The following is a 26,763-nucleotide window of genomic DNA, read 5'->3' as shown; positions in this document are numbered from 1 at the left end:
CCGGTACGGCGGAACGCCGCCGTTTCGGCCCCTATCGCGTTCTGCTCTTGCACAGCTTGGTGAGGTCGATGTCGATGTCGAAGGGGACCGGGATCTTCAGCCTGTCGTAGTGGACGCCCGTGGTGACGTAGGCCTCTGTGACGGGATCGAGTGAGGAGACGTGGACGACCGGCTTGCCGTTGATCTCCTCGATCAGCCAGAAATGAGGGATCCCCGCCTCGGCGTAGAGGACGGGCTTGCGTTTTCTGTCGCGCTCCTCTGAGTCGGGTGAGACCACTTCAACAGCAAGGACCACGTCCTCGGCCTGGAAACACGTGACGTCAGGGCCGATCAGGGCGTCGGGCCCCAGGACGAAGAGGTCAGGCTCTGGACGCTGCCGGGGGGCCAGCTTGACGCTCATCCTCTGGACCACTTCGTGCTCGGTCGGCACGAGACCCTCCAGCTCGACATGCAGCCGGTGGATGACCAGCTGATGGAAGCGTCGCTGCGGACTTGCGAAGACCAGGCTTCCATCGATCAACTCTGTGTGTGCGGGCAAATCCGGAATGTGATCGAGGACTTCTGCTACGAAGCCTTCCGGCGGCGGGACGACCCACTCGGGAAGGATGTTGAGGACGTCATCATGAGTATTACTCGCTTCGGGGAGGAGAAAGATGAAGCAGCTGCTGGTGTTCGCCGAGCGGGATGACGCCGAGGAGGTCGCGGAGACGCTCGGGGAGTGGTTTCCGGCGCTCGGGGTGGCGCGGGTGGTGCGGGAGACGCTGGCCGGGGAGGACGACGCCGAGGACGCGCAGTGGCTGGTCGTCGTCGACGGGCTGGACGAGGGCGCGCTGGCCAAGGTGGACGAGCTCGTGGAGCGCTACGAAGGGTGGCGCGAGGAGGGGTGAGCCCCGGCCTCAGAGCCGGTCGATCTCGGTGAGGTCGATGGCCAGATCGAAGGGGACGGTCACTTTGACGCACTCGCGGTGGATGCCGGTGGGGACATAGGAGCGGGTGGCGGGATCCAGTTCGTAGACATAGACCACGGGCTTGTCCGGGTTCTTCTCGACTCGCCAGAAGTATTGGATCGCGGCTTCGGCGTAGAGTTGCGGTTTGCGGTGACGGTCGCGGACCTCGGACGCGGGGGTGGCTACCTCTATCGCGAGAACCACATCTTGCGCCTGGTAGAAGGTCTCGTCGTCGTCGCGCACGGCCTGGGTCTTGATCACGATGAGGTCGGGCTCCGGGCGCTGGCTGGGGCCGAGAATGATGCTATGCCTCGTCGCTTCGGTCGTCATGGCCCAACGCTAGCAATCTGACGCGCTCACGCTGTGTGAATGCACAAATACGCAACATGGGCGTTCGTCGGGCGCGAACGGGGTCCATGGTGGGGGAGAGTGGCCGTATGCGTATCGCCGTGTTGTCCGACATTCATGGAGTGTTGCCCGCGCTCGAAGCCGTGCTGGCCGAGCCCGAGGTGGCCGGGGCCGATGTGGTCGCGTTGACCGGGGACATGGCCGCCGGGCCGATGCCGGTGCAGACGCTGGACGTGCTCGTCTCGCTGGGGGAGCGGGCGTTGTGGGTCAACGGGAACGCCGACAGGGAGCTGGTGCAGGCGGTGCGCGGGAAGGTCAGCCCCTATCCCGTGTCCCAGTGGGCAGCCGAGCAGCTGCGGGAGGATCAGGTCGAGCTGCTGGCCGGGTTGCCCGATCGGCAGGTGGTCGAGCTGGGGCGGCTGGGGACCACGTTGTTCGTGCACGCGACACCGCGCAGCGACGAGGAGATGATCCTCGTGGACAGCTCGCTGGAGCGATGGGCCGAGGTGCTGGCCGGGGAGAGCGCCGGCACCGTGGTGCTGGGCAACACGCACATGCCCTTCGTACGGCTGGCCGATCGGGTGCTGGTCGTGAACCCCGGGTCGGTCGGCATGCCGTACGGACAGAGCGGGGCGCATTGGGCGCTGCTGGACGGCGACACCGGCGCCGTGACCCTGCGCCGGACCCCGCTCGACGCCGCCCTGGTGGGGGAGCGGCTGGTGCGGGAGAGCGGGTTCGGCGGGATCGAGGAGTGGGTGGCCGACTACGTGACGAACGTCCACTCCGACGCCGAGGCGCTGCGGGTGTTCGCCAAGGCGGAAAACCGGTGACCTAGACGGCGGCCTCCCTGCGGAGCTTCTCCGCCAGGGCGTGGTCGTCGGTCCTGGCGTCGTACGTGCGGAACGCAGGCAGCGTGGCGGCCAGGCCGAGCACGGCGCCCACGCACAGCAGGCCGCCCGCGCCGAGGGAGAAGCGGGTGCCGCCGAAGTTGGCCATCAGGCTGGCGCGGGCGTTGCCCAGCATCGGGCCGGACGCGTACGACAGGAGCTCGATCCCGGCCAGCCGCCCGCGCAGCTCCGGCGGGATCGTCTGGTTCCACATCGTCATGCGGAAGATGCCGCTGATCATGTCGGCGGCGCCCGCGAAGGCGAAGCAGACGAACAGCAGCCAGACGTTGGGGGCCAGCGCCGACGCGGCGATCGCCACGCCCCAGAGGGCGGCCGCGATGATCACGCCCAGGCCCTGGCGGTGTACGCGGGCCGCCCAGCCACCGGTGATCGAGGCGGCCAGCGCGCCCACCGCCCCCGCCGAGTACAGCAGCCCCAGCGCCTGCGGGGAGTGCAGCTCGTCGGCCAGGAACGGGAAGAGCGACGTCCCCATCGCGAACACCATGGCCGCGATGTCCACCAGGTACGTGCCCATCAGGTCGGGGCGGCGCACCGCGTACCGCATGCCCTCGGCCAGCGACTTCAGCGACGCGGGGGCGGCGTCCTCGGCCGGCGGCAGCGACCTGATCCGCCACAGCAGCGCCATCGACACCACGAAGCTCAGCGTGTCGATGCCGTACGCCGCCGCCGGGCCGAAGGCGGTCACCAGCAGGCCGCCCAGCGCCGGGGCGACGATGGCGCCGAAGTTCCAGCGCATGCTCGACAGCACCGCCGCCGCGCCCTGCTGCTCGTGCTTGACCACCTGCTGGAACACGGCCTCCAGGCTGGGACGCTGCAGGCAGGAGATGCCCGTGGAGACGGCGCCCATCACGTACAGGACCCAGACCTGGGGGTTGGGGAGCATCGCGTTGACCGTGAGCGCGCCTGTGGTGACCAGGAGGCCCAGCTCGCTCAGGACGATGATCTTGCGGCGGTCGAGCGCGTCGGCGATCGCGCCGCCCCACAGGCCGCACACCACCATCGGGACGAACTCCGCCAGGCTCACCAGACCGACCGCCAGGTAGGAGCCCGTCAGCTGCTTCATCTGGTACGGCACCGCGACCATGGTGATGAACGTGCCGAACATCGTGATGACGCCGGAGGCGAAGAGGAGGCGATAGTCGCGGGAGTCGCGCAGGGGGCTCAGGTCGATGGTGAAGTGACGCAGGAGGCGCTTCAGTCCGGTGGGCAGCACGAGCGTCAATTTTCCGGCTCGGGTGATGATCGGGGCAAATCGTTTTCGGCGGGTCTGTCGGGTCCCTTCGCCGCCGACCGGGGTTGATGTCCCTCGGGACCTTGCTCCTGGGAGGGGAGGGGGTCGTCGTCTGGAGGAGGGGGCCTGCGGGAGGGGCCCATGGGAGGAGGCCTGCGGGAGGGGCCCATGGGAGGGGGCCTGCGGGAGGGGCCTGCGGGATGGGGGCCTGCGGGATGGGGGCCTGCGGGATGGCCAGGGCCCCGGGCCGCACAGCCTCAGGCCGAAGGCGTCGGGCTGGAGGGCGTCGGGCCGGGAGCTGCCCGAGGCCGTACTGGGCTGGGAGGGGGCGGGTACGCGGAAGGCCCCCGCGAGGAGCGGGAGCCTTCGGTGAAAGGGGGGAGGGTCAGGCGGCGGGGACCTTGTCGAGGAAGCCGAGGACCGTACGGATCCGCCCGTCTTCGGCCAGCTCCACCACGTCGAACCCGACCGCGACCGCCTCCCCGCCCTCCGGGCCCAGGTGCCAGGTGAAGCGGGCGATGTGGTGGTGGGCGTCGTACACCTCGCCCGGGGTGAACACCAGGCCGGGGAACATGCCCTGGGCGCCCGCGATCACCGCGGCGATCGCGTCGTGGCCCTTCACGTCGGCCAGGGGGTCGGTGTACGTGCCGTCCTCGGTCCACAGCTCGGCCACGGCCTTGGCACGGGCGTCGGCGTCGGTCTCGTTCCAGGCGGCGACGTAGCGCTCGATGAGGTTCATGATGATCGTTCCTTCTGCTTGTCAGTTGTTGCGGGTCTTGCGGAGGCCGACGATCTGGAGTTCGGCGAACACGCCGACCACCAGGGCCTGGGCGATGGTCCAGATGGCGCCGATCGTGGTGAGATCGGCGGCGCCGGTGACGACGGCGGCGATGCTGCCGAGGGTCCAGACGATGTTCAGGGCGATCACGGCCCTGGTGGCGGCGGGGCTGATGGCGCGGCGGGTGGCGAGGAGGCCGACGGCGGCGCCGTACACCAGCAGGAAGACGCCGATGCCGCGCAGCAGGGCCACGCCGGGGCCGAGCAGGTCGCTCACGGGGCCGGCGAAGGCGAGGTAGACCAGCCCGTTGCCGCCGGTGACGACGGCGTCGGCGGCCAGCGCGAGGCGCAGGAACTTCATCCGGTCGGCGGTGATGGTCAGGGCGGTGCTCATGTCTCGGGCTCCCTTGGTGGCGGTTTTCGCGACACCTGAAAGATGTCAGCCGCGACGTAGGGGGCGCGATTACCCGCCACGTAAAGGGGACGGTCGGAAGCCCGTTCCACCTGCGGTAACGCTCATATTGTGACGGTGGTCACGCGAAAGCCTCCCGGCGAAAGCAAGGTGCCGGGAGGCCGGGAAGAGCGGGGTTACGCGCCCAGGATCTCCCTGCGCAGGTGGGTCTTGAGGATCTTGCCGCCGGGGTTGCGGGGCAGCTCACCTTCCCGGAACCAGATGTGCGCCGGGATCTTGAACTTGGCGATGCGGTCCTTGAGGAACGACTGGAGGTCCTCGGTGGCGACCGAGGTGCCGGGCGCCAGGCGGATGACCGCGCCGACCTCCTCTCCGAGCTCCTCGTGCGGCACCCCGATCACGGCGGCGTCGTCGATCGCCGGGTGCTCGAACAGGGCCGCCTCCACCTCGGCGCAGTAGACGTTCTCGCCGCCCCTGATCACCATGTCCTTGGCCCGGTCCACGATGTAGACGAAACCCTCTTCGTCGATCTTGGCCAGGTCGCCGGTGTGCAGCCAGCCGTGCACGAACGTCTCCGCCGTCGCCTCCGGCTTGTTCCAGTAGCCCAGGATGACGTTCGGGCCGCGTACGCACAGCTCGCCCACCTCGCCGGGCGGCAGTTCGGCGCCCATGGGGTCGACCACGCGCACGTCCACGACGGGCGAGGGCAGACCGATGCTGTCGGGCTTGGCCTGGTAGTCGGCGCCGCCGTTGCCGATGGCCAGGGCGGTCGTCTCGGTCATGCCATAGCCGTTGGAGGGGGCGCGGTTGGGGAGGTTGTGGGTGATGCGCTCCAGGAGCTTGGGCGGGGCGGGGGCGCCGCCGTACCCGAGGGTGGTCAGGGACGACAGGTCGTACTTGCCGAAGTCGGGGTGGGACATGAGCTGCCAGGCGTTCGTGGGTACGCCGATCATGGCGGTCACGCGCTCCCGCTCGATCAGCCGCAGCGCCTGCTCGGGGTCCCACTTGTACATGAGCACGAGGCCGCCGCCGGCGAACATCGTGGTGGTCAGGGCGGAGAAGCAGCCCGTGACGTGGAACAGGGGGACGGTCAGGAGCGTGACCCGGCGGGTGCCGGCCGCGGCCGCGACGTCCTTGCCCGCCATGGCCACCGCCCGCATGAGGCCGAAGGCGACGGTCATGGGGGACTGGCCCAGGTTGCGGTGGCTGCCCAGCGCCCCCTTGGGGCTGCCGGTCGTGCCGGAGGTGTAGAAGATCGTGGCGGGGTCCTCGGGGGTCAGCTCGACGGCGGGGAGCGTGACGTCGGCGGCGACCTCGCCCAGCACGTCGTCGAAGCCGCGCGCGCCCTCAGGGACCTCGCCGCGGGCGACGATCAGGGGGACGCCCGTCGCGGCGAGCCGGGCGGCGCGCTCGCCGTCCGCGATCAGCACCTTGGCTCCGGAGTCCCGCACGCCGTAGGCCAGCTCGGCCTCCGTCCACCAGGCATTGAGCGGTACGGCGACGGCCCCCGCCGCCAGCGCGGCCGACAGCGAGACGACCCATTCGGGGTAGTTGCGCATGGCCACGCCCACCCGGTCGCCCTTCCGCACCCCGTACTCCTCGACCAGGCGGTTGGCGAGGGTGGCCGCGCGGCGGAAATGGTCCTCGAAGGTGATGTGCTCGTCCTCGTACACGAGGAAGACCTTCTCGCCGTGGAAGCGGCTCATCTCCAGCAGCGCGCGGAAGTGGGTGGGAGCGTGCTTCCAGGTGCGTATCCCGGTGTCGCCGATCTCCTCGATCTCGAACAGCTGACCGGGTCCGGTGAGCTGGGCCACGACCTGGGCGTGCGAAAGGGACATACACCGAACTCCCGGCTAGTGGACGATTATTCTAGATAAATCACAGTACCGACCGGTAGGTACGTTGCGCTAGCTCGCCGGGAACGGGCTCAGCCGAGGCCGATGGGGGACAGTTGCTGGATGTCGTACCGGGTCCGCAGCTCGATGACGGCGGCCTGGTCCGGCGGCCCCGGACGGGACAGCAGTTCGCCCAGCTCGCGCAGGTAGTGCTCGTGGCCCGCCGGGGTGACGATGAAGAGCATCCGGGTGGGCGTGGCGCCGGGGTTGGCGAAGGCGTGGGGGCAGCCCGCGGGCACGTACATGAGGCTGCCGGGGCCGCCGCGCACCGTCCGGGCGCCGCCCTCCGACTCCCACGTCTGCCAGGGCTCGCCGGTGATCTCCCGCGGCTGGAAGGCCAGCAGGTCCAGCTCGCCGTCGAGGATGTAGAACAGCTCCTCGGCGTGGTGGTGGAAATGGGCGCCGACGTCGAAGCCCGGTGCGATCGTGTTCTCGAACACCGACCAGGTCTTCGAGTGCTCCGCCCCGACCTTCAGCGTCATCCCCATGGACCCGAGCGACTGCCCGGCGCCGGGGGGTAAGACGAGCCCGTCTGCCATTGGTCTGCCCTTCTATGAGGGTGATTGCTACCAATGTTCCTGAGGGGCCCGGCGGGAGCAAGGGTCATGAAAGTTTCATTTATTTTCCGATAATTTCTGTCGTTCAGCTGCTGGTTTAGTGACCGCGCGAGGTCGGCATTGACCCTCATCTTGCATGTCAATACCGTCTTCGATGCGATCCACCGGGATCGAAAGCTTTCGGAGGTAGATGTCCGTGCATTCGTCCTCGCCCGTCAGAGTCCTCCTCGCCCTCGTGGGGATGCTCGCAGCCTTCCTCCTGCCGGCCGGCCCGGCCCACGCCTCCGCGCCCTTACGCACCCACGCGGCGGCCAAGGGCAAGTTCATCGGAGCGGCGCTCGCGACCAGCCCGCTCGCCAACGAGAGCGCCTACCGCAACATCGCCGCCACCGAGTTCAGCCAGGTCACCGCCGAGAACGCGATGAAGTGGGACTCGACCGAGCCCAGCCAGGGCCAGTTCAACTTCTCCGGCGCCGACGCCATCGTCAACTTCGCCACCCAGAACAACCAGCAGGTCCACGGCCACACGCTCGTCTGGCACAACCAGACCCCGGGCTGGGTGCAGGGCCTGAGCGCCACCGCCATGCGCAGCGCCATGCAGAACCACATCAGCCAGGTCGTCGGCCACTACGCCAGCAACCCGACCGTGGTCTCCTGGGACGTGGTGAACGAGGTCTTCGAGGACAACGGCAACCTGCGCACGTCGTTCTGGTACAACACGCTGGGCCAGAGCTACATCGCCGACGCCTTCCGGGCCGCCCGCGCCGCCGACCCCGACGCCCGGCTGTGCATCAACGACTACAACACCGAGGGGATCAACGCCAAGAGCACCGCGATCTACAACCTGGTCTCGTCGCTGCGCCAGCAGGGCGTGCCCGTCGACTGCGTCGGCTTCCAGACGCACCTCGCGATCCAGTACGGCTTCCCGAACGACTTCCAGCAGAACCTCCAGCGCTTCGCCGCCCTCGGCGTCCAGGTCCGCATCACCGAGCTGGACGTGCGCATGGTGATGCCCAGGGACGCCACCAAGGACGCCACGCAGGCCACCTACTACCGCAACGTCGTCAACGCCTGCCTGGCCGTGACCGCCTGCGCCGGCGTGACGATCTGGGGCTTCACCGACAAGTACTCCTGGGTGCCCGACACGTTCTCCGGGCAGGGCGCGGCCCTGATCTACGACGAGAGCTACCAGCAGAAGCCGTCGTACACCGCCGTGCACGACGCGCTGGCCGGCGGCACGACCACCGACCCCACCCCGCCGACCACGCCGGGCACGCCCTCGGCGGGCAACGTCACCTCGAACTCGGCCTCGCTCACCTGGACCGCCTCCACCGACAGCGGCGGGAGCGGGCTCGCCGGGTACGACGTCTACCGCGAGCAGGGCGCGACCGACCAGCTCCTCGGCCAGTCCACGACCAACTCGATCTCGCTCACCGGGCTCAGCCCCTCGACCCAGTACCAGGTGTACGTCCGGGCCCGTGACGGCGCCGGCAACGTCTCGGCGAACTCCGCCCTGGGCACCTTCACCACCACGGCCGGCCCCGGCGGCGGCGGTGGCTGCACGGCCGCCGGGACCGTGCAGACCCAGTGGGCCACCGGGTACGTCGTCCAGCCCGTGACCGTCACCAACACCGGGACCTCCGCCATCACCGGCTGGACCGTCACCTTCACCCTGCCCGCCGGGCACACGCTGACCGGCTCGTGGAACGCGACCCTCACCGTCAGCGGGCAGACCGTCACCGCCAAGAACCTCGCCTACAACGGCAACCTGGCCCCGAACGCCAGTACCACCTTCGGTTTCCAGGTCAGCCGGCCGAGCGGCAACACGCAGACGCCCTCCGGCTACACCTGCGCATAGGCCCGATCTCCCGGGCCTTCACGACCTGTCGGTTTTCTGACCGGCAGGTCGTGGCGCGCCTGTGGATTGAAATTTACTTTCACACTCGGAGAACCACGTGAAGCCTACTTGCAGATTGGGAGACCCTCATGCACCGTGGAACCAAGATTAAGAAAGGAGGGACGGTGCAGGTCAGGGGCCCGATTTGGGGGGAGGTGAAACCTGCGATGTGCGATCCATCGGGCTTTGGGACCACGATCGTGCAAGAGCTCGGACGCATAGTCCGGGATGCGATCAAGTCAACACCCCGGACCGTACGGTTTCTCGTCATACTTGCCGCCGTTGTCATAGCGATCGGCGCTACCACAGCCATGATCGACTAAACGGCCGCCGCATGTAGTGGCATACATGCGAACTGAGGTCAGGCTAACGTGGGGCAGGTCAAGCGTCGACCTTCCCCACGTGATGCCTTCGTGAAACTCAAGGATCCAGCGTGATCCCCTCACGCCTGAGGTCCTCCACGATGCCGTCCACCAGGCGCGTCGCGACCGTCCGGCGCAGCCGACCCTCCTCCCGCAGCTCCCGTACGGCGGGCACCGGGTCGGGGTCGGCGAACAGGCGCTCGTCGGAGTAGTCCACCGGCCGGCCGGTCGGATCGACGGTCCACCAGGAGGCCTCGAGCGCGATCCCGTTCGGGTCGCTGAAGTAGATGGACCGCAGGAACCCGTGGTCGATGACGTCGGTGACCTCGCAGCCGTGCGCCTTGAGCCGGTCGCGCAGCCGGTTGAGCGCGTCCTCGTCCGGCAGGTGCAGCGCCAGGTGGTCGAACTGCGCCGCCTTGGGGTAGGGCACGCCGGCGGGCTTGGCGAAGCTGTCGAGCGGCTGGTCGGTGTACTCGAAGAAGGCGACGGTGTTACCCGGCGACACCTCGAAGAAGTAGTGCTTGAACGCGGGGACGGCAAGGGTGGTGACGAGGCGGGCGTCGAGCACGCCGTGCCAGAAGCGCACGGTGGCGTCCATGTCCGCGGTCACCAGGGCGAGGTGGTGCACGCCGCGCCAGTGCACCGTGTCCGGGGTCGCAGCCATGCGTCAACCGTACGCCTTTCAACTACCTCTGGTAAGCCGTCAGCCCTTCACCGATCCGGCGAAGCTGAAGGAACTGGCCAGGTATTTGTTGACGGCCACGTAGAGGACCACCGCCGGCGCCGTGTAGAGGATCGAGAAGGCGGCCAGCTGGCCGTAGGCCACCTGCCCGTACTGGGAGAAGAAGGTGTAGACGGTGACCGCCGCCGGCTGCTTCTCCGGGGTGTCCAGCAGGACGAAGGGGGCGAAGAAGTTCCCCCACTGGCCGACGAAGACGAAGATGGCCACCACGGCTATCCCCGGGGCCATCAGCGGGCCCACCACCGCCGTCAGCGAGCGGAGCCAGCCGGCCCCGTCCACCCAGGCGGCCTCCTCCAGGTTCACCGGCACGCCGTCCATGAAGTTCTTCATCATCCAGATCGAGAACGGCAGCGAGCTCGCCGTCAGGAACAGCACCATGGCCGGCACGGAGCCGTACAGGTTGAAGCGGAAGAACATCGCGTAGACCGGCACGAGGATCGCCGTCACCGGCAGGCCCGTGGTGAACAGGAGGCTCAGCATGAAGTGGCGGCGGTAGCGGAGCTGGTAGCGCGACAGCGGGTACGCGGCCAGCCCCGCCACCAGGACCGTCAGCACCGCCGTGGAGCCCGAGATGACGATCGAGTTGATCAGCGGCAGGATGATCGTGTCCCAGGTCAGGACGGCCTTGAAGTTGTCCAGCGAGAAGGAGAGCGTCGGCTTGGCGGCCAGGCTCGCCTCGGACTGGACGGAGGCGAGCAGGACCCAGAGGAACGGGCCCAGGAAGGCCAGCGTGATCAGCGCCAGCGAGAGCAGGGCGGCGGCGCGGGCGGCGAGCCTCGTCATGCGTCCTCCACCTTGATCAGGCGCAGGTAGACCAGCGAGAACAGCGCGCCGATCACCAGCATGACCAGCGCGATCGCCGAGCCGTAGCCGATCTCGAAGTAGCGGAAGGCCTGCTCGTACATGTACAGCGGCGTCGTCTGGCTTTCCGTGCCCGGGCCGCCGCCCGTCAGGGCGTAGATGAGGCCGAAGCTGGCCAGGGTCTGCAGCGTGATCAGCATGAGGTTGGCCATGATGGAGCGGCGGATCAGCGGCAGCGTGATGTGCAGGAGCCGGCGGCCGGGGCCCGCGCCGTCCACGGCGGCGGCCTCCACCAGGTCGGCGGGCACCTCGGACAGCGCGGCCGAGTAGACGAGCATGGAGAAGGCCGTGCCGCGCCAGATGTTCGCCAGGATCACCGCCAGCATCGGGGCCGTGTAGAGCCACTCCTGGGAGAGGCCCAGGACCCTGTTGAGGGTGCCCTCCTCGGCCAGGAACGAGAACCAGCAGGCCGCGGCCACGACCTCCGGCACCACCCAGGCGGCGATCACCACGCCGTTGACGACGCTGCGGGTCACCCGGCCGCGGCCGCGCTGGAGGAGCGCGATGATCAGGCCGAGGGTGTTCTGGCCGATGACCGCCGAGCCGATGACGAAGACGAACGTCAGGAGGAACGAGTTCAGGAAGTTCGGGTCGCCGAAGAGCTTGACGAAGTTGGCGATGCCGACGAACCGCGAGTGAACCGAGGCCGAGCCCGTCAACGTCTCGTTGGTGAAGGCTATGTAGACGCTCCACAGGATCGGCCCCGCCAGGAAGAGCGCGAGCAGGACCAGGGCGGGGCCCAGGGGCAGGAGCCAGCGCATGGCGTTCCGCCGTGACGAGCCGCGTACCGGGCGGCTCGTCACGGGCGGAGGCGGGGCGGTGACGATCGTCATCGCGACATGACCTTGTCGGGTCCGCCGACCGCGGCCGGGAGCGCCTTGGCGTAGTTCGCGGTGGCCTCCTCAGGGGTCCGCGAGCCGGTCACGACCGCCTCCATGGCCTCCTGGACCTGGGTGGACACCTTCGGGTACACCTCGTACGCGGGCCGGTAGTGGGTGACGGAGGCCAGGTCGGTCCAGAACTTGACGCTCGGGTTGTCGGCGCTGTACTTCGGGTCGGCGGCCACGTCCTTGCGGGCGGCCAGGTCACCCGTGCCGACCGAGTAGGCCATCGAGTTCTCCTTGTTCGTGGCCGTGGTGATGAAGTCGAACGCCTCCTGCTTGTGCTTGGTGTACGCGCTCATCGCCATGACCCAGCCGCCCGACATGCTCACCGCGCCCGGCGCCTCGCCGTTCTGCGTCGGCATGGGCGTCCAGCCGATCTTCTGCGTCCACTCGGGCCACGGCTTGGTCCCGGAGGGCCTCCAGGCCGAGCTCGCCCAGGCCCCGTCGAGGGAGATGCCGAGCTTGGCCTCGGGGAACCACTCCATGGTCACCTTGTCGCCGAGCTTGGCGTTGTGGGCGTCGGCCTGCTTGGGACCCAGCTCCTCCCGGAAGACGGTGTTGACGAAGGTCAGGGCGTCGGTGAAGTTCTTGCCGCCGGCCACCCACTTCTTCTGCGCGTCGTCGTACAGGGTGCCGCCCGGCGTGCCGTACAGAAGCATCTCGAAGCCCTGCATGGTCGACGCCTCGCCGTGGATCTTGGTGGCGTACATGCTGAACGGGACGACGCCGGGCAGCTTCTGCTTGATCGTGCGGGCCGCCGTGAGCACGTCGTTCCAGGTCTTCGGCTCCCACGGGACCGGCAGGCCGGCCTTGGCGAAGACGTCCTTCTGGTACCAGAGGCCGCGCGTGTCGGTGCTGATCGGCACGCCGTAGATCTTGCCGTCGCCGCCCTTGGCGGCCTGCTTGACCGAGTCGGGGAACTGGGTGCTCCAGTCGGGCCACTTGGCCAGGTAGTCGTCGAGCGGGGCCAGCTTGCCGGCCGCGACGTCCGCGTTGACCTGGAAGGTGTCGTGGTAGTAGAGGTCCGGAGCCGAGTCGGGGGAGCGGTTGAGCAGCGCCAGCTTCGTGTAGTACGCCTCGTTGTTGCCCTGGACGGCCGTGAGCTTGATCGTGACGCCCGGGTGGGCGGACTCGTACTGCTTCTTCGCGGCGGCGAGCATCTTCTCCAGGTACGGCCACGTCGTCTCGACCTTGTAGAGGACCTCGAGTTCCTTGGCGCCTGAGGTGTTCTGCGGGGTGCCGCCACCGCACCCGGCGACGGCGGTCAGGAGAAGGAAGAGAGAACCGGCCAGCGTACGTCTCATCACGCGCTCCCCGTGTTTCCTTGGGTTTGCGGAGAACGTAAATCTATTTGATTTACTAAGTCAACACTCTGTGGTGACATGGCTCACATGCGACTGGGCACGAACCTGCCCAAGGTGGGGAGCTACAACCGGGCCGTGGTCCTGGAGGCGATCCAGGCGTCCGACGGCATCAGCCGGGTGCAGATCGCCGCCCGCACCCGGCTGACCGCGCAGACCGTGTCCGTGATCGTGCGCCGGCTGCTGGAGGAGGGGCTCGTCGTCGAGGACGGGTCCGTTCCGTCGGGCGGGGGCAAGCCGCGCACGATCCTGCGCGTGGACCCGGGCGCGGGCTACGCGATCGGGGTGCACTTCGACCCTGAGGAGATCTCGTGCGTGCTGGCCGATCTGGCCGGGCGGCCGGTCGAGCGGCTGCGCCGGCCCGTACGGCCCGGCCTGGAGCCCGAGGCGGTGATCCGGCAGATGGCCAGGGCCGCGCGGCGGATCCTGCGGGAGGCGGGGGTGGCGGACGGCAAGGTGCTCGGGGTGGGGCTGGCCTGCCCGGGGCCGCTGGACGGGGACGGGGTGATGGTCTCGCCGCCCAGGCTGCCCGAGTGGGACCAGGTGCCGATCAAGGCGCTGCTGCACGAGCACACGCGGTTCCCGGTGACCGTGGACAACGACGCCACCGCCGCGGCGATCGGGGAGCGCTGGGCCGGGATCGCGCGGACCACGCCGAGCTTCGCCTACCTGTACCTGGGGACGGGCATCGGTGGCGGGATATTTCTGGATAACCAGGTATATCGGGGGCGGTCGCTGAACGCGGCCGAGTTCGGGCACATCACGCTCGAGCCCGACGGGCCCGAGTGCTACTGCGGCAACCGCGGCTGCGTGGAGGCGGTCTGCTGCCCGAGCGCCATCGAGGCCGCCATGGGCGGGCGCGCCTCCCACAAGGCCGTCTGCGCGGCCGCGGCCAAGGGGGAGCCCGAGGCCCGGCGGGTGATCGAACGGGTGGCGGAGCGGCTGGCCGACGCCGCAGTGAGCGTGGTGAACATGCTGGACATCGACCTGCTCGTGCTCGGCGGGCCCGCGCTCAGGGAGGTGGGGGAGCTCTACCGCGAGGTCATCGCGCGGGCCGTGTCGACCAGGACGCTGGCCAGGCGGCTGCACGCCGTCCGCGTGGAGACCTCGCCGATCGCGGCCGACGCCGCCGCGATCGGCGCGGCCTCACTGGTCTTCCACGCCACGTACGCGCCCCGCCTGGGCGCCCTCCTCAGCGACTAGGCCCGCTTCAGCCGGAGCGTGACCAGCTCGAACGGGCGCAGCGACACCGACAGCCCCTGCCCCGGCGCGCCCGTGGGGCGCTCCAGCAGGTCGGTGGCGACGACCTCGGCGACGGGGAAGCCCGGCGTCAGCGTGGCGCGGGCCCGGCCGCCCCTCGACTCGTGGAAGCGTACGATCACGTCGCCGCTCCCGTCGTCGGCCAGCTTGACGGCGGTCACCACGACGGCGTCGTCGTCCACCGTGACCAGCGGCTCCACCTCCGCCGCCGCGCCGGCCACCAGGCGCTCGGGCAGGTTGACGAAGTAGCCCTCGCGCACCGCGTCGCCGATCGTGGCGCCCGGCACGAGCGCGTGCCGGAAGCGGTGCACGCCCTGGTCGGTCTCGGGGTCGGGGAAACGCGGGGCCCGCAGCAGCGAGACGCGCACCGTGGTGGTCGTGCCCGAGTCCGGGCGGACGGCCCGGGTGACGTCGTGGCCGTACGTCGAGTCGTTGACCAGCGCGACGCCCCAGCCCGGCTCCTCCACGTGCACGAAGCGGTGGTTGCACGCCTCGAACTTGGCCGCCTCCCAGCTCGTGTTGGTGTGCGTGGCGCGGTAGGCGTGGCCGTACTGGCTCTCGGAGGCGTACCGGTCGGCGCGCACGTCCAGCGGGAACGCCAGCTTGAGGAACTTCTCCGTCTCGTGCCAGTCGACCTCGGTGAGGATGTCGAGCCGGCCGCCGGCCAGCGTGAGCACCTGCGTCACCGTGGAGGACCCGAACGAGCGCCGGACCCGGACCCCGTCGCCGTCGAGGCTCACCTCGTCGGCGTCCACGAGGTCGGTGACCGTGTTGCGGTAGAACTCGTCCACGTCCCAGGCGTCCCACTTGTTGGGGAAGTCGGGGTGGAGCTGCAGGAGGTTCGCCGCCTGGCCGGGCGGGACGGTCTCCCGGCCCGCCGTCAGATCGCGGGCGGACACGACCAGGCCGCGGGCGTCGATCTCCACCCTGAGCAGGTCGTTCTCCAGGACGAAACCGCCGCCGTCGCGCTCGCGCGTCTCCGTCCACCGCGCGCCGGAGACGGCCCGTGCGCCTCCTGCGGGCACGCCGTGGCGGGTGTGCGGGGCGCCGTTGAAGACCACCCCGTGGTCGCCGTCGCCGGCCAGGGCGCGCTGCGCGGTGTCGATGATCTCGTTCAGCTCCGCGGCCACCGCCTCGTACGTCCGGCGCGCCTCCCGGTGCACCCACGCGATCGACGAGCCCGGCAGGATGTCGTGGAACTGGTGCAGCAGCACCGTCTTCCAGATCCGGTCGAGCCGCTCGTACGGGTACGAGGCCCCGGCGCGCACGGCCGCGGTGGCCGCCCACAGCTCGGCCTCCCGCAGCAGCGACTCGCTGCGCCGGTTGCCCTGCTTGGTCTTGGCCTGGCTGGTGAGCGTGGCGCGGTGCAGCTCCAGGTAGAGCTCGCCCACCCAGACCGGCGGGCTCGGATACTCGGCCTCGGCCTTGGCGAAGAAGTGGGCGGGCGGCTCCCACGTGACGGCGGGCGAGCCCTCCAGGTCGCGCACCCTGGCCGCCTTGGCGACCATCTCGCGCGTCGTGCCGCCGCCCCCGTCGCCCCAGCCCGTCGGCGCGAGCGAGTGCCGCGCGAGCCCCTTGTCCTTGAAGTTGCGGGCCGCGTGCGCCAGCTCGCGGCCGCTCATCGAGCAGTTGTAGGTGTCCACCGGCGGGAAGTGCGTGAAGATCCGCGTCCCGTCGATGCCCTCCCACAGGAACGTGTGGTGCGGGAACGTGTTCGTCTGGCTCCACGAGATCTTCTGCGTGAGCAGCCGCTTCGACCCGGCCGCCTTGATGATCTGCGGCAGCCCCGCCGCGAACCCGAACGTGTCCGGCAGCCACACCTCCTCGTTGTCGATGCCGAACTCGTCGATGAAGAACCGCTTGCCGTGCACGAACTGCCGGGCCATCGCCTCGGAGCCGGGCATGTTCGTGTCGGACTCCACCCACATGCCGCCCGTCGGGACGAACCGGCCCGCGGCCACCGCCTTGGTCACCTTCGCCCACACCTCGGGGCGGTGCTCCTTGATCCACGCCCACTGCTGCGCCTGCGACATCGCGAACACGAAGTCCGGCTCGTCCTCCAGCAGGGCGGTCATGTTCGAGGCGGTGCGGGCCACCTTGCGCACGGTCTCGCGCAGCGGCCACAGCCAGGCCGAGTCGATGTGCGCGTGGCCGACGGCGCTGATCCGGTGCGCCGAGGGCACGGCCGGGGACGACAGCACGCCGGTCAGCTCGGCCCGGGCGGCGGCCGCCGTGCCGTTGACGTCCTGGAGATCGACGGCGTCCAGCGCCCGCTCCAGGGCCCGCAGCAGCTCCCAGCGGCGGGTGCCGTCGGCGGGCAGCTCCAGCATCAGCTCGCCGAGCACCTCCAGGTCCATCACGAGCTGCCACACGGTCTCGTCGAAGACGGCCAGGTCCATGCGGGCCAGCCGGTAGAGCGGGTCGCCGCCGGCGGTCTCCCTGTCGCCCAGGTGCGTCGGCCGGAAGGGCGGGTTGCCGAGGATGACGGGGTTGGAGGCGGCCTCGACGTGCAGGCGCACCCGCTCGCCGCCCTCGGCGGGGGAGCCGATGCGTACCCACTGGTTGCGGGGGTTGAGGCCCTTCACCGGCGAGCCGTCGGGGCGGTAGACCAGGCCCTCGCTCTGGAAGCCCGGCATGTTCTCGTTGAAACCCAGGTCGAGGATGGCCTCCACGGTCCTGCCCGCCCACTCGGCGGGCACCGTGCCGGTGACCGTGAACCAGCTCGTGCCCCACGGAGCGCCCCACGCGGTGCCGGGCGCGATCGGCTCGGGCGTCGCCGCCAGCCCCTCCGCGACCGGTACGGGCTCGCCCGGCGCGTGCCAGACCGCCACCTCCAGCGGGACGGACTCGGGATACACGGCCGGGCGGATGCGCTCGTCCAGCACCCGCTGCAGGCGGGCCTCGACCAGGTTGCGGTCATCATGCATGTCAGGCGGCTCCCCACGGAAAGGCGACAGATCAGCCTTTAGCACGTTAAGCAACTTGATCGCGCCCGGCAATGCACAAACCCCATCACCTCAGCAAGGGCCGCCGCACGCCGCTGCGGCACGGCCGGGCTTCCCCGATCTCTCCCCTCCCCATAAGACCCCGGCCGAAGTGCGGCCCGCACTTCGGCCGGAGATCCATCGGGTGGCGGGAGGACGGTGGCGGGTTCCCGACAAGTCGGGATCTGGCCACACCAACCTCATAGACAACGTCCATCCGGATGACTAGTAATTCGGTATTCGTGCTTACCGATTCTCTGGAGGTCGCCATGGGACGATGGCGGGTTGCGGCCGTCTCCATGGTCATGGTCGCATCGTTATTCTCGGCACCCGGCGCGCACGCCGGCACCGAGGCGGCCGGCCCGCCGATGGCGTTCACGGGCGCCCCGGCCGGCGAGATCACGCTGATCACCGGTGACCAGGTGCAGGTGAGGGCCGTGGACGGCGAGCACCGCGCGGTGACGGTCACCCCCGCGCCGCGGGCGGACGGCTCAGTGCCGACGTTCCAGGTGCTGGAGACGGACACCGGCGTGACCGTCGTCCCCGACGACGTCGCCGCCCTGGTCCCCGACCGGCTCGACACCGCGCTGTTCAACGTGACCGAGCTGGCCGAGCAGGGCTACGCGGGAGGCGCCATCCCGCTCATCCTCACCTACGAGGGCAACGCCACCAAGGCCGCCATCCCCGCCGTCAAGCAGGCCCGCACGCTGGAGAGCATCGGCGGCGCGGGCGTGTCGGTGGCGACCCGGGACGCCGCGGCGTTCGGGGCCGAGCTGGCCAAGCTGGCCACCCCGAGCCTGCGGGCGGCGGGCCCGCTGGCGGGCGTGCGGAAGATCTGGCTCGACCGCAAGGTGAAGCCGGACCTGGAGCAGAGCGTGCCGCAGATCGGCGCCCCCGAGGCGTGGGCGGCCGGGTACGACGGCACCGGCACGACCGTGGCCGTCCTCGACACCGGCGTGGACGCCGCGCACGCCGACCTGGCGGGCAAGGTCGCCGACCAGCGCGACTTCACCGGCCAGAGCGTCGCCGGCGACCCCCACGGGCACGGCACCCACGTCGCCAGCACCATCGCGGGCACGGGCGCGGGCGGCGTCGCCAAGGGCGTCGCGCCCGGCGCGCGGCTGCTCAACGGCCGCGTGCTCGACGCCGACGGCTACGGCCAGCTGTCGTGGATCATCGACGGCATGGAGTGGGCGGCCGGCGAGAAGCACGCCGAGGTCGTCAACATGAGCCTGGGCGGCCGCGAGCCCGGCGGCCCGCTCACCGCGGCGGTGACGCAGCTCAGCAAGCAGTACGGCACGCTGTTCGTGGTGGCCGCCGGCAACGACGGCTGCGACGGGTGCGTGGGCGCCCCGGGCGACGCCCCCGAGGCGCTGACCGTCGGCGCGGTGGACAAGCGGGACGCGCTGGCGCCGTTCTCCAGCAGGGGCCCGATCACGGCCGACCAGTCGGTCAAGCCCGACGTCACCGCCCCCGGCGTGGACATCACCGCCGCCAAGGCGGGCGGCGGCACCCTCACGCTGTCCGGCACCTCGATGGCGACCCCGCACGTCGCGGGCGCGGCGGCACTGCTGCGCCAGGCCCGCCCGGGGATCGCCGGCAACGAGCTGAAGTCGCTGCTCATGGCCAGTGCCAGGCCCGGCCAGGACATCTCCGTGGACGAGCAGGGCGCGGGCCGCATCGACGTGGCCGCCGCGCTCAAGGGCTCGGTCGTGGCCTCGACGGGCTCGGCGAGCTTCGGCAAGCTCACCACCGGCGAGCGGAAGAGCCTCACCGTGGGCTACCACAACCTCGGCCAGAAGCCCGCCGAGCTGGACCTGTCGGCCGGTGACGCGTTCACCGTCGAGCCGTCGAAACTCACCGTGCCCGCCGGCGGGAAGGCCGAGGTGACGGTCACGGCCAAGGCGGCCGAGAGCGGGCTGGTGCGCCAGGAGCTGACGGCCGCCGTCGCGGGCGGCAGCCCGGTCCGCACGCTGCTGACCGCCAGCGTCGACGAAAAGCGCGTCGAGCTGCGCGTACGGGGCATCGCCCGCGACGGCCGTCCCGGCCGCGGCGGCTTCACCGTCCTCAACCTGGACGAAGGCACCCTGGTCGGCCGCCTGCTCCCCGGCGACCCTTCCCAGCCCTGCACCGACCAGAAGTACGGCACCGGCACCTGCCTGCTGGTCAAGCCCGGCACCTACTCCGTGCTCGGCCACATCTTCACCATGCCCGCCACGCAGGACAGCACCGCCGGCGGCAAGCCGCTCAACGAGAGCCTGCTCGGCGACCCGGAAATGAAGATCTCGCAGAACACCGAGGTCGTGCTGGACGCCCGCAAGGCGGTCGAGGTGAAGGTCGAGACGCCCGACCACCGGACCAAGCGGAACACCGGCGCCGCCGGGGCCCTCATGTGGTACCGCTCCGGCGAGCAGGGCACCGCGCTGCGCGGCGGCACCACGATCTCGCCCGGCGCGCAGATCGAGGAGCGGCTGTTCGTCCAGCCCACCAGGAAGGTCACCAAGGGCACCTTCACCGTCGCCACCCGCTGGCGGCTGGCGGCCCCGGAGATCGAGCTGTCCACGCCCGGCCTGGACCTGGAGCCGCAGTACGTCGACCCGGTCCAGTTCAGCGACTTCTCCACCGAGTACCCGCGCCTGGACGGCACCCAGCTGCTCATGGCCGTGGACGCGGGGCGGGGCAGCGCCGACGAGATCAAGGCCCGCGACCTGCGCGGCAAGCTCGCCGTGATCCGCCGCACGGACGGCGTGCCCGTCTCTGCCCAGTCCAACGCCGCCGCGGCGGCCGGGGCGAAGATGGTCGCCGTCTACAGCGACCAGCCGGGCGCCGACGTCACCACTGGCGGCAACAGGGTCAAGCTCACCGTCCCGACCGTGCGCCTGACGCACGAGGAGGGGCTGAAGCTGGTCGCGCGGCTGCGCCACCTGCCCGTGCCGATCCTGGCCAAGGGCAACGTCGCCAGCCCGTACGTCTACGACCTCTACCTGCGCGAGAAGGGCCGCGTGCGCGACTCGCTCACGTACGTGGTCAGGTCGAGGTCGCTGGCCAGGATCGAGACCGGCTACCACAGCCAGCTGGCCGACGACGTGACGATGAACGAGGCCAGGTTCGTCTTCGAGCCGTGGGACACCTCGTCCATCTCCACGAACCTTCCGCTGGCCAAGACGCCGCGCACCCGTACCGACTACGTCACCCCCGACCCCGAGCTGAAGTGGAGCTCGTCGGCGGGCAGCCCGGAGCGGTCCTACAACAACATGTGGCCGCACCCGGACACGCCGCGCGTCCTGATGTCGTCGCCGGAGTTCCGCCCCTACGAGGTGGGGGAGCGGGTCGGCCGGACGCTGTTCAAGCAGCCGGTGATGCCCGGCATCAACCCGCGCAACCCGCTGCGCCGGGACGGCGACCGGCTGCGCATCTCGATGCAGGGCTTCGTGGACGCCGACCGCAACTACGGCGACGGATACACCAGCATGTTCGAGCACGGCCTGAAGAGCGACTTCCGGCTCTACCAGGGCGACAAGTTGCTGCTGCAGACGAACTACCTGCCCTCGGGCTCGGGCGTGCTCCCGCCGGAGCGGGCCACGTACCGCATCGAGTACGACCTCGCCAACGAGGCCGAGTGGGCGAAGCTGTCCACCCGCACGAGGGCGGTGTGGACGTTCGGCTCGGAGCGGGCCACGGCGACGACGGTGATCCCGCTGCTGCTGGCCTCGTTCGACGCGCCCGTGGACCTGAAGAACCAGGCCAGGTCGCACCGGCTCGGCCTGTCGCTCTACCACCAGGAGGGCGCGCCGCAGAGCGCGGTCAAGGACGTCTCGCTGGAGGTGTCGTACGACGACGGCGCCACCTGGAAGCCCGCCCGCCTGCGTGACAAGGGCGAGCGGAGCTACGAGACGACGCTCGACCGCTCGCCGACCGGCTTCGTCTCGCTGCGGCTGAAGGCCTCCGACGTCAACGGCAACACCCTGTCGCAGGAGGTGATCCGCGCCTACGCGGTGCGCTGAACGCCGTGCAGGAGGGTGTCGATCACCCTCGTGGCCAGCGCGTCCGGATCGGAGCCTGGGGGAGAGCCGTGCGCGGCCTCCCCCAGCAGCGCGAGATAGACCTGCCGGGCCCAGACGATGTCGGCGGCGGGGCCCAGCAGCTTCCCGAACACCGCCTCGCACAGCTCCATCACCTCGGACTGCACCGCCTGCGCCTCCTTGCTGAGCGGCACCGGGCGGGCCAGCGTGAACCGCCAGCCGAGCTTGATCTGCAGGATGTTGGCCGTGGCCTGGTGGAGCGCCACCTGGGCGGGCGCGGTGTGCGGGCGGGCGGCGTGCACGGCGTCCTGGATCTCCCGCCACGCGGCCACCTCCATGGCCTCGATCAGCGCCTCCCGGCTGGCGAACCTGCGGTGGACGGTCGCCCTGGCCACCCCCGCCGCCTCGGCGACCTGCTCCATCGTGGCCACCGGATTGGCGCTGAGCACGTCTTCCGCCGCCGCCATGATCGCGCGCATGCTGCGCTCGGCGTCGGCCCGCAGTCTTCCCATGAAGGAGACGGTACAGCCTAAAAGTGAGACGAAATGGCGCAGTTCTAATAAAACGTGCTACTTTCCAACTCATGACTTACGCACTTGTCACCGGAGCCTCCTCCGGGATCGGCGCCGAGTTCGCGCGTCAGCTGGCCGCCCGAGGGCACGACCTGGTGCTGGTCGCCAGGTCCGGCCCCGCGCTGGAAACCCTCGCCGCCTCGCTGCGCCAGGCCCACGGGGTGCGGGCCGAGGTGCTCGTCCAGGACCTGTCCGCCCCCGACGCGGCCACGCGGGTGGCCGATGAGGTGGCCGCCCGCGGGATCGCCGTCGAGCTGCTCGTCAACAACGCCGGCTTCGGCACGGCCGGGCACTTCGCGCAGATCGCGCCGGAGCGCGAACACGAGGAGCTCATGGTCAACGTCGTCGCGCTGGTGGGGCTGACGCACGCGTTCCTGCCGGGCATGCTCGCCCGGGGCTCCGGCGGCGTGGTGAACGTGGGCTCCACGGCCGGCTTCAACGTCGCCCCGTACTTCGCGACCTACGCCTCGTCCAAGACGTTCGTGCTCAACTTCAGCCTCGCGCTCTGGAGCGAGCTGCGCGGCACCGGCGTGAAGGTGTTGGCGGTCGCGCCGGGGCCGGTCGAGACCGCGTTCTTCGACCGGATCGGCACCAGGGAGGCGGCCATCGGCGCCAGGCTCGCCACCCCCGAGCTGGTCGTCAGCACGGCCCTGCGCGCGTTCGACCGCGACCGCGGATACGTGGTGCCCGGCCGCGGCAACCTGGGCCTGGCACACCTGATGCCCCGCCGCCCGCGCAAGCTCCTGGCCCTCATCGGCCGCCGCGTCACCCGCCAGGTCGCCGACGCCCTCACACCCTCCCCGGGACACGGCTGAGGCGGCGTTCGCGGGCAGTCCTACCGGAAGCCGCGGTCCGCGCGGTCGCGCCGGAAGGCGTCCAGGCGGTCGAAGTCCAGGTCGTGGACCGAGACCGGGTCGTCGCCCGTGCCGGTGAAGAAGCCGGCGCGGGTCCGCGGGCAGGGGTTGGCGAACCCGGCGACCCCCGCGCAGGGATGCCCGTGGTAGGTGGTCTCGTGGTGCCAGTCGCTCACCGCCACGTACGTCATGAACTCGTACGCCCGCGCCACGGTCATGTGCTGCCACAGCTCGCGCGCCGGGGCGGGGCCGTCCCAGCGGGTGATCGAGAAGGCCGGCACCAGCACCGCGTCGAGGCCGTCGCGCCCGGCCAGGCTGGCCGAGTACCACAGGTCGGCGCAGAGCAGGACGTGCAGGCGGCGGCCGTTCAGCTCGAAGCCCGCGCTCGGGAGGCCGGGGACCACGCCCGAGCGCAGTTCGACGTCGTAGGGGTGGACCTTGTCGTACTCCGTCAGCAGCTCGCCCCCGGCGTCGAACACGGCGCCCCGGTTGACCGGGCCGTCGTAGTGGGACCCGCCGACGACCGCCATCCCCGCCCCCTTGGCCAGGGCGCGCACCCTGGCCAGGTATTCGGCACGGGGCAGGCTGGCACCGGCCAGCTCGGGCAGGAGCACCACGTCGCCCGAGCGGGCGGTGACGAGCTCCTCGATCGCGTCGAAGTTGGCGTGGCCGTCGGGAGACCAGTGAGGGGGCTGAACCAGGAGGATCTTCACCCCTCCACTGTGACGGGTGAAGGGCCTACTGCGGCTGGTGTACGCGTATAACGGACATGTCCTCTACGTGTACGGGCTCGCGGCAGTGCGCGCACACCATGAGCGGCTCCAGCGGCTCGCCGCAGCTGTGCCGCCACACCGTCGGCGGCTCGCCCTTCGTGACGTACCGGTCGCCCCAGTCCATGAGCGACAGCAGCACCGAGTGCAGCGCCCGCCCCGCCTCGGTCAGCACGTACTCGTAGCGCGGCGGGTGCGACTCGTACAGCTCGCGCTCCAGCAGCCCGACCTCCTCCAGCTTGCGCAGCCTGGCGGTGAGGATGTCGCGGCTGGCGCCGGTGTTGCGGGCGATCTGGTCGAAGCGGCGCACGCCCAGCAGGACCTCCCGCATGGCCAGCAGGCTCCAGCGCTCGCCGACGACCGTCAGCGCGTTGGCGATCGAGCATTCCCTGGGCATGCTCACCTCCGAGAGAGTCCGAATTTCCAACCTACCTGTTGCCCGGGATCGCCGCGAGCAGCTCGCGGGTGTAGTCCGCGGACGGGCGGTCGAAGACGTCCTCGGCGGTGCCGCTCTCCACGATCCGCCCGCCGCTCATGACGTGCACCTCGTGCGAGATCATCCGTACGACGGCCAGGTCGTGGCTGATGAACAGGTAGCTCAGCCCGAGCTCGCGCTGCAGCCCGGCGAGCAGCTCCAGGATCTGCGCCTGCACCAGCACGTCGAGCGCCGAGACGGCCTCGTCCAGCACGACCAGCTCGGGCGAGAGCGCCAGCGCCCGCGCGATGGCCACCCGCTGGCGCTGGCCGCCGGACAGCTCGTGCGGCAGCCGGTCGGCCATGGACGCGGGCAGCGACACCTTCTCCAGCAGCTCGGCCGCTGCCTTCCTGCGTTCGGCCGCGGTGCCGACGCGGTGCACGCGCAGCGGCTCGGCGATGGACTTCCCGACGGGGTAGCGGGGGTCGAGCGAGGCGTACGGATTCTGGAACACCGGCTGGACCCGCCGCCGGAAGGCGAACAGCTCCCGCCGGCCGAGCGCCGCCAGGTCCGTGCCGTCGAAGCGGATGCTGCCGGAGGTGAGGTCGTCGAGGCCGAGCAGCAGGTTCGCGGTGGTCGACTTGCCCGAGCCCGACTCGCCCACGATCGAGACGGTACGGCCCTTCGGGATCCGGAACGAGACCTCGTCCACCGCGGTCAGCTCCTCGCCCGTGCCCCTGATCGGGAACACCTTGCGCAGGCCCTCGACCACCACCAGGTCCTCGCTCTCCTGAGGTGGCTCCGCGACGCGGACCGACGACAGGCTCGGCACGGCGTTCAGCAGCCGCCTGGTGTACTCGTGCGCGGGATCGGCGAGGATCTCGGCCGCCCGCCCGGTCTCGACGATCCGGCCGTCGTGCATGACGGCCACCACGTCGGCCCGCTCCGCCGCCAGCGCCAGGTCGTGCGTGATGAGCAGGACGGCCGTGCCCATCTCGGCGGTGAGTTGTTCGAGCTGGTCGAGGATGCGCCGCTGCACGGTCACGTCCAGCGCGGAGGTGGGCTCGTCGGCGATGAGCAGCTTCGGCCGGCAGGCCAGCCCCATGGCGATCAGCGCGCGCTGGCGCATGCCGCCGGAGAACTCGTGCGGGTACTGCCCGATCCGGCGGGCCGGGTCGGGGATGCCGACGAGATCCAGCAGTTCGAGCACGCGGGCCCGGGCCGCCTTGCCGGTGGCCACGCCGTGGACCTCGAGCGCCTCGGCGATCTGGTCGCCGACCCGCATGAGCGGGTTGAGGTTCGACATGGGGTCCTGGGGGACCAGGCCGATGCCCGCGCCGCGGATCGCGGTCATCTCGCGCCCGGAGAGCCCGGTCAGGTCGCGGCCGTCGAACAGGATCCGGCCACCGGTGATGCGGCCGTTGTCCGGCAGCAGCCGGTTGACGGCGGCGGCCGTGGTGGACTTGCCGGAGCCCGACTCGCCGACCACCGCGACGGTCTGGCCGGGCAGGATCTCCATCGAGACGCCCTTGACGACGGTGACGTCCTGCCTGCGGGTGCGGAAGGCGACCGAGAGGTCACGGATCTCCAGGAGGGGGGTCATGCGGTCCTCGATCGTTGCGTGATGGTCTGCAGCAGCCCGCCCCAGAGGGCGTCGGTGGGGGTGGGGTCGCCCTCGACGAGCAGGCGGTTGCTCGCCAGGGCCAGGGCGATGTCGCGGCCGGGCACGAAGCCGACCGCGCAGCCGACGTAGCCGGGGTGGCCGAGCACGGTCACGGTCTCGTCCCACAGCTGCAGCTCGTACGTGCGGAACCCCAGAGCCTGCCCGGCGTCGGGGCCGGGGGTGAAGAACTCCTCGGCCACCTCGGGCCGCCACAGCCGGTCGTGCTCCTCGTACCGGGACATCGCCAGGCCGTAGGCGAGCAGGTCCGGCACGGTCGAGAAGAGCCCGGCGTGCCCGGCGACCCCGCCGAAGGCGTGATGGGCGTTGCCGTCGGCGACCTCGCCGAGCACCGGCCCGGACCGCCAGCGCGCGAAGTCGGAGCTGCGGTACGGGACGGGGTACGGCCGCCCGGTGTCGAGCATGACCATCTCGGTCCGGTCGTCCAGGGCGCTCATGGCCACCTCGGGGCCCGCCGGGCGGCCGTACCCGGTCGAGCCGAGGCCGAGCGGCTCGGTGACCAGCTCGGTCACGGCCTGGTCCAGGCTCAGGCCGGCGACGGTCTCGACGATCCGGCCGAGCAGGACGAAGCCGAGGTCGGAGTAGTGGCGGGCGCGGCCGGGGCGGTAGCGCGGGGGCGGCGGCGCCGGCTGGATGTAGAGCGGCCACCACTCCCACAGCCCGCCGCGGTGCAGGAGCAGGTCCCGCACGGTGATCGCCTCGTACGAGTGGGCGAGGTACGCGCTCAGCGGCGCGTCCAGGTCCACCAGCCGGTCGGACACCAGCCGGATCAGCGCCGTCGTGGTGGCCACGACCTTCGTGACCGAGGCGAGGTCGTGGCAGGTGTCCGGCGTCATCGGCGCGTCGCCGACGAGCCGGCCGTCCTCCCGGCGCACGGTCCGGTGACCGGCGCACTCGGCGAGGTCGAACCACGGCGTCCGCGCGGCCATGACCACCCCCGCCGGGGCGCTCGCCGGGGGATCGTGGTGAGGAGAGCTCATCGCGTCAGCACCAGCGAGCGCGGCGGCTCGGCGACCGGCGCCG

Annotated in this window: 24 protein-coding genes; 7 read left to right on the top strand and 17 right to left on the bottom strand. The window is 70.6% G+C overall.

Going from position 1 to position 26,763, the window contains the following annotated elements; all coding sequences use genetic code 11:
• Positions 1–31: 31 nt before the first annotated feature.
• Positions 32–520 (bottom strand): Uma2 family endonuclease, encoded by a 489-nt coding sequence (locus tag ACWDX9_RS25870; RefSeq protein WP_449958079.1) that lies wholly within the window; start codon positions 518–520, stop codon positions 32–34.
• Here ACWDX9_RS25870 and ACWDX9_RS25865 point away from each other — a divergent pair.
• Positions 458–688 carry a hypothetical protein gene (locus tag ACWDX9_RS25865; RefSeq protein ID WP_449958107.1) on the top strand — a complete coding sequence of 77 codons (231 nt, stop codon included), beginning with the start codon at positions 458–460 and terminating at the stop codon, positions 686–688. The two genes, ACWDX9_RS25870 and ACWDX9_RS25865, sit on opposite strands and share 63 nt — an antisense overlap.
• Positions 654–887 carry a hypothetical protein gene (locus ACWDX9_RS25860; RefSeq protein WP_449958077.1) on the top strand — a complete coding sequence of 78 codons (234 nt, stop codon included), beginning with the start codon at positions 654–656 and terminating at the stop codon, positions 885–887. Before ACWDX9_RS25865 ends, ACWDX9_RS25860 begins: the two co-directional genes overlap by 35 nt.
• Before the next feature lie 9 nt (positions 888–896).
• Here the strand turns inward: ACWDX9_RS25860 and ACWDX9_RS25855 are convergent, their stop codons facing one another.
• On the bottom strand, positions 897–1,277 hold the full coding sequence (locus ACWDX9_RS25855) for a Uma2 family endonuclease (RefSeq protein ID WP_449958074.1): 381 nt from the start codon (positions 1,275–1,277) through the stop codon (positions 897–899).
• A 107-nt stretch (positions 1,278–1,384) separates the two neighbouring features.
• Between ACWDX9_RS25855 and ACWDX9_RS25850 the strand changes: the two genes are divergently transcribed.
• Positions 1,385–2,125, top strand: coding sequence for a metallophosphoesterase family protein (locus tag ACWDX9_RS25850; RefSeq protein ID WP_449958071.1), 741 nt, complete (start codon positions 1,385–1,387; stop codon positions 2,123–2,125).
• Between the two features lies 1 nt (position 2,126).
• Here ACWDX9_RS25850 and ACWDX9_RS25845 read toward each other — a convergent pair whose 3' ends face one another.
• The 5 genes from ACWDX9_RS25845 to ACWDX9_RS25825 all read right to left on the bottom strand — a co-directional run bounded on the left by ACWDX9_RS25845 (position 2,127) and on the right by ACWDX9_RS25825 (position 7,057).
• The gene (locus ACWDX9_RS25845; RefSeq protein ID WP_449958069.1) at positions 2,127–3,416 is read right to left on the bottom strand and encodes an MFS transporter; all 1,290 of its coding nucleotides are present in this window, start codon (positions 3,414–3,416) and stop codon (positions 2,127–2,129) included.
• Positions 3,417–3,819: 403 nt separating this feature from the next.
• Positions 3,820–4,173, bottom strand: a complete 354-nt coding sequence (locus ACWDX9_RS25840) for a nuclear transport factor 2 family protein (protein WP_225963469.1) — start codon at positions 4,171–4,173, stop codon at positions 3,820–3,822.
• A 21-nt stretch (positions 4,174–4,194) separates the two neighbouring features.
• Positions 4,195–4,605, bottom strand: a complete 411-nt coding sequence (locus ACWDX9_RS25835) for a hypothetical protein (protein WP_449958066.1) — start codon at positions 4,603–4,605, stop codon at positions 4,195–4,197.
• 194 nt (positions 4,606–4,799) lie between these two features.
• Entirely contained in the window at positions 4,800–6,461 is a 1,662-nt protein-coding gene (locus ACWDX9_RS25830; protein WP_449958063.1) for a class I adenylate-forming enzyme family protein, read from the bottom strand.
• A gap of 89 nt (positions 6,462–6,550) precedes the next feature.
• Positions 6,551–7,057, bottom strand: a complete 507-nt coding sequence (locus tag ACWDX9_RS25825) for a cupin domain-containing protein (protein ID WP_363972064.1) — start codon at positions 7,055–7,057, stop codon at positions 6,551–6,553.
• A 259-nt stretch (positions 7,058–7,316) separates the two neighbouring features.
• Here ACWDX9_RS25825 and ACWDX9_RS25820 point away from each other — a divergent pair, with 259 nt between their 5' ends.
• Entirely contained in the window at positions 7,317–8,933 is a 1,617-nt protein-coding gene (locus tag ACWDX9_RS25820; protein ID WP_449958059.1) for an endo-1,4-beta-xylanase, read from the top strand.
• A 459-nt stretch (positions 8,934–9,392) separates the two neighbouring features.
• Here the strand turns inward: ACWDX9_RS25820 and ACWDX9_RS25815 are convergent, their stop codons facing one another.
• From ACWDX9_RS25815 to ACWDX9_RS25800, 4 genes are read right to left on the bottom strand one after another with little or no spacing between them, the layout of a single operon-like run.
• Entirely contained in the window at positions 9,393–9,998 is a 606-nt protein-coding gene (locus ACWDX9_RS25815; protein ID WP_449958056.1) for a VOC family protein, read from the bottom strand.
• Positions 9,999–10,037: 39 nt separating this feature from the next.
• Complete coding sequence (locus ACWDX9_RS25810; protein WP_449958053.1) at positions 10,038–10,859, bottom strand: carbohydrate ABC transporter permease; 822 nt, start codon at positions 10,857–10,859, stop codon at positions 10,038–10,040.
• On the bottom strand, positions 10,856–11,770 hold the full coding sequence (locus ACWDX9_RS25805; protein ID WP_449958050.1) for a carbohydrate ABC transporter permease: 915 nt from the start codon (positions 11,768–11,770) through the stop codon (positions 10,856–10,858). Before ACWDX9_RS25805 ends, ACWDX9_RS25810 begins: the two co-directional genes overlap by 4 nt.
• Entirely contained in the window at positions 11,767–13,125 is a 1,359-nt protein-coding gene (locus ACWDX9_RS25800; RefSeq protein WP_449958047.1) for an extracellular solute-binding protein, read from the bottom strand. Before ACWDX9_RS25800 ends, ACWDX9_RS25805 begins: the two co-directional genes overlap by 4 nt.
• 87 nt (positions 13,126–13,212) lie before the next feature.
• Between ACWDX9_RS25800 and ACWDX9_RS25795 the strand changes: the two genes are divergently transcribed.
• Positions 13,213–14,385: an ROK family transcriptional regulator gene (locus ACWDX9_RS25795; protein ID WP_449958044.1), complete on the top strand. Its 1,173-nt coding sequence runs from the start codon at positions 13,213–13,215 to the stop codon at positions 14,383–14,385.
• On the opposite strand, the gene ACWDX9_RS25790 is transcribed toward ACWDX9_RS25795, so the two are convergent.
• Positions 14,382–17,369: an alpha-mannosidase gene (locus ACWDX9_RS25790; RefSeq protein WP_449958041.1), complete on the bottom strand. Its 2,988-nt coding sequence runs from the start codon at positions 17,367–17,369 to the stop codon at positions 14,382–14,384. The genes ACWDX9_RS25795 and ACWDX9_RS25790 overlap by 4 nt on opposite strands.
• A 362-nt stretch (positions 17,370–17,731) precedes the next feature.
• On the opposite strand from ACWDX9_RS25790, the gene ACWDX9_RS25785 reads away from it, so the two are divergent.
• A complete protein-coding gene (locus ACWDX9_RS25785; RefSeq protein ID WP_449958038.1) occupies positions 17,732–21,430 on the top strand; it encodes a S8 family peptidase in 3,699 nt (1,232 codons plus the stop codon).
• Here the strand turns inward: ACWDX9_RS25785 and ACWDX9_RS25780 are convergent.
• Positions 21,415–21,960, bottom strand: coding sequence for a TetR/AcrR family transcriptional regulator (locus ACWDX9_RS25780; protein ID WP_449958035.1), 546 nt, complete (start codon positions 21,958–21,960; stop codon positions 21,415–21,417). The genes ACWDX9_RS25785 and ACWDX9_RS25780 overlap by 16 nt on opposite strands.
• Positions 21,961–22,031: 71 nt before the next feature.
• Between ACWDX9_RS25780 and ACWDX9_RS25775 the strand changes: the two genes are divergently transcribed.
• Positions 22,032–22,835: an SDR family NAD(P)-dependent oxidoreductase gene (locus ACWDX9_RS25775; RefSeq protein ID WP_449958032.1), complete on the top strand. Its 804-nt coding sequence runs from the start codon at positions 22,032–22,034 to the stop codon at positions 22,833–22,835.
• Positions 22,836–22,855: 20 nt separating this feature from the next.
• Here ACWDX9_RS25775 and ACWDX9_RS25770 read toward each other — a convergent pair whose 3' ends face one another.
• From ACWDX9_RS25770 to ACWDX9_RS25755, 4 genes are all read right to left on the bottom strand, one after another.
• On the bottom strand, positions 22,856–23,587 hold the full coding sequence (locus tag ACWDX9_RS25770; protein WP_449958029.1) for a carbon-nitrogen hydrolase family protein: 732 nt from the start codon (positions 23,585–23,587) through the stop codon (positions 22,856–22,858).
• Between the two features lie 25 nt (positions 23,588–23,612).
• Positions 23,613–24,041: a winged helix-turn-helix transcriptional regulator gene (locus ACWDX9_RS25765; RefSeq protein WP_449958027.1), complete on the bottom strand. Its 429-nt coding sequence runs from the start codon at positions 24,039–24,041 to the stop codon at positions 23,613–23,615.
• Positions 24,042–24,072: 31 nt separating this feature from the next.
• On the bottom strand, positions 24,073–25,662 hold the full coding sequence (locus ACWDX9_RS25760; RefSeq protein WP_449958024.1) for an ABC transporter ATP-binding protein: 1,590 nt from the start codon (positions 25,660–25,662) through the stop codon (positions 24,073–24,075).
• On the bottom strand, positions 25,659–26,763 hold a 1,105-nt coding region (locus ACWDX9_RS25755; RefSeq protein ID WP_449958021.1), incomplete at its 5' end, for a serine hydrolase domain-containing protein. The genes ACWDX9_RS25755 and ACWDX9_RS25760, both read right to left, overlap by 4 nt.

It is taken from the genome of Nonomuraea sp. NPDC003201 (genome assembly GCF_053590415.1).
The sequence above is the reverse complement of the archived record's forward strand: the minus strand, read 5'-3'. Positions and strand labels throughout refer to the sequence as shown.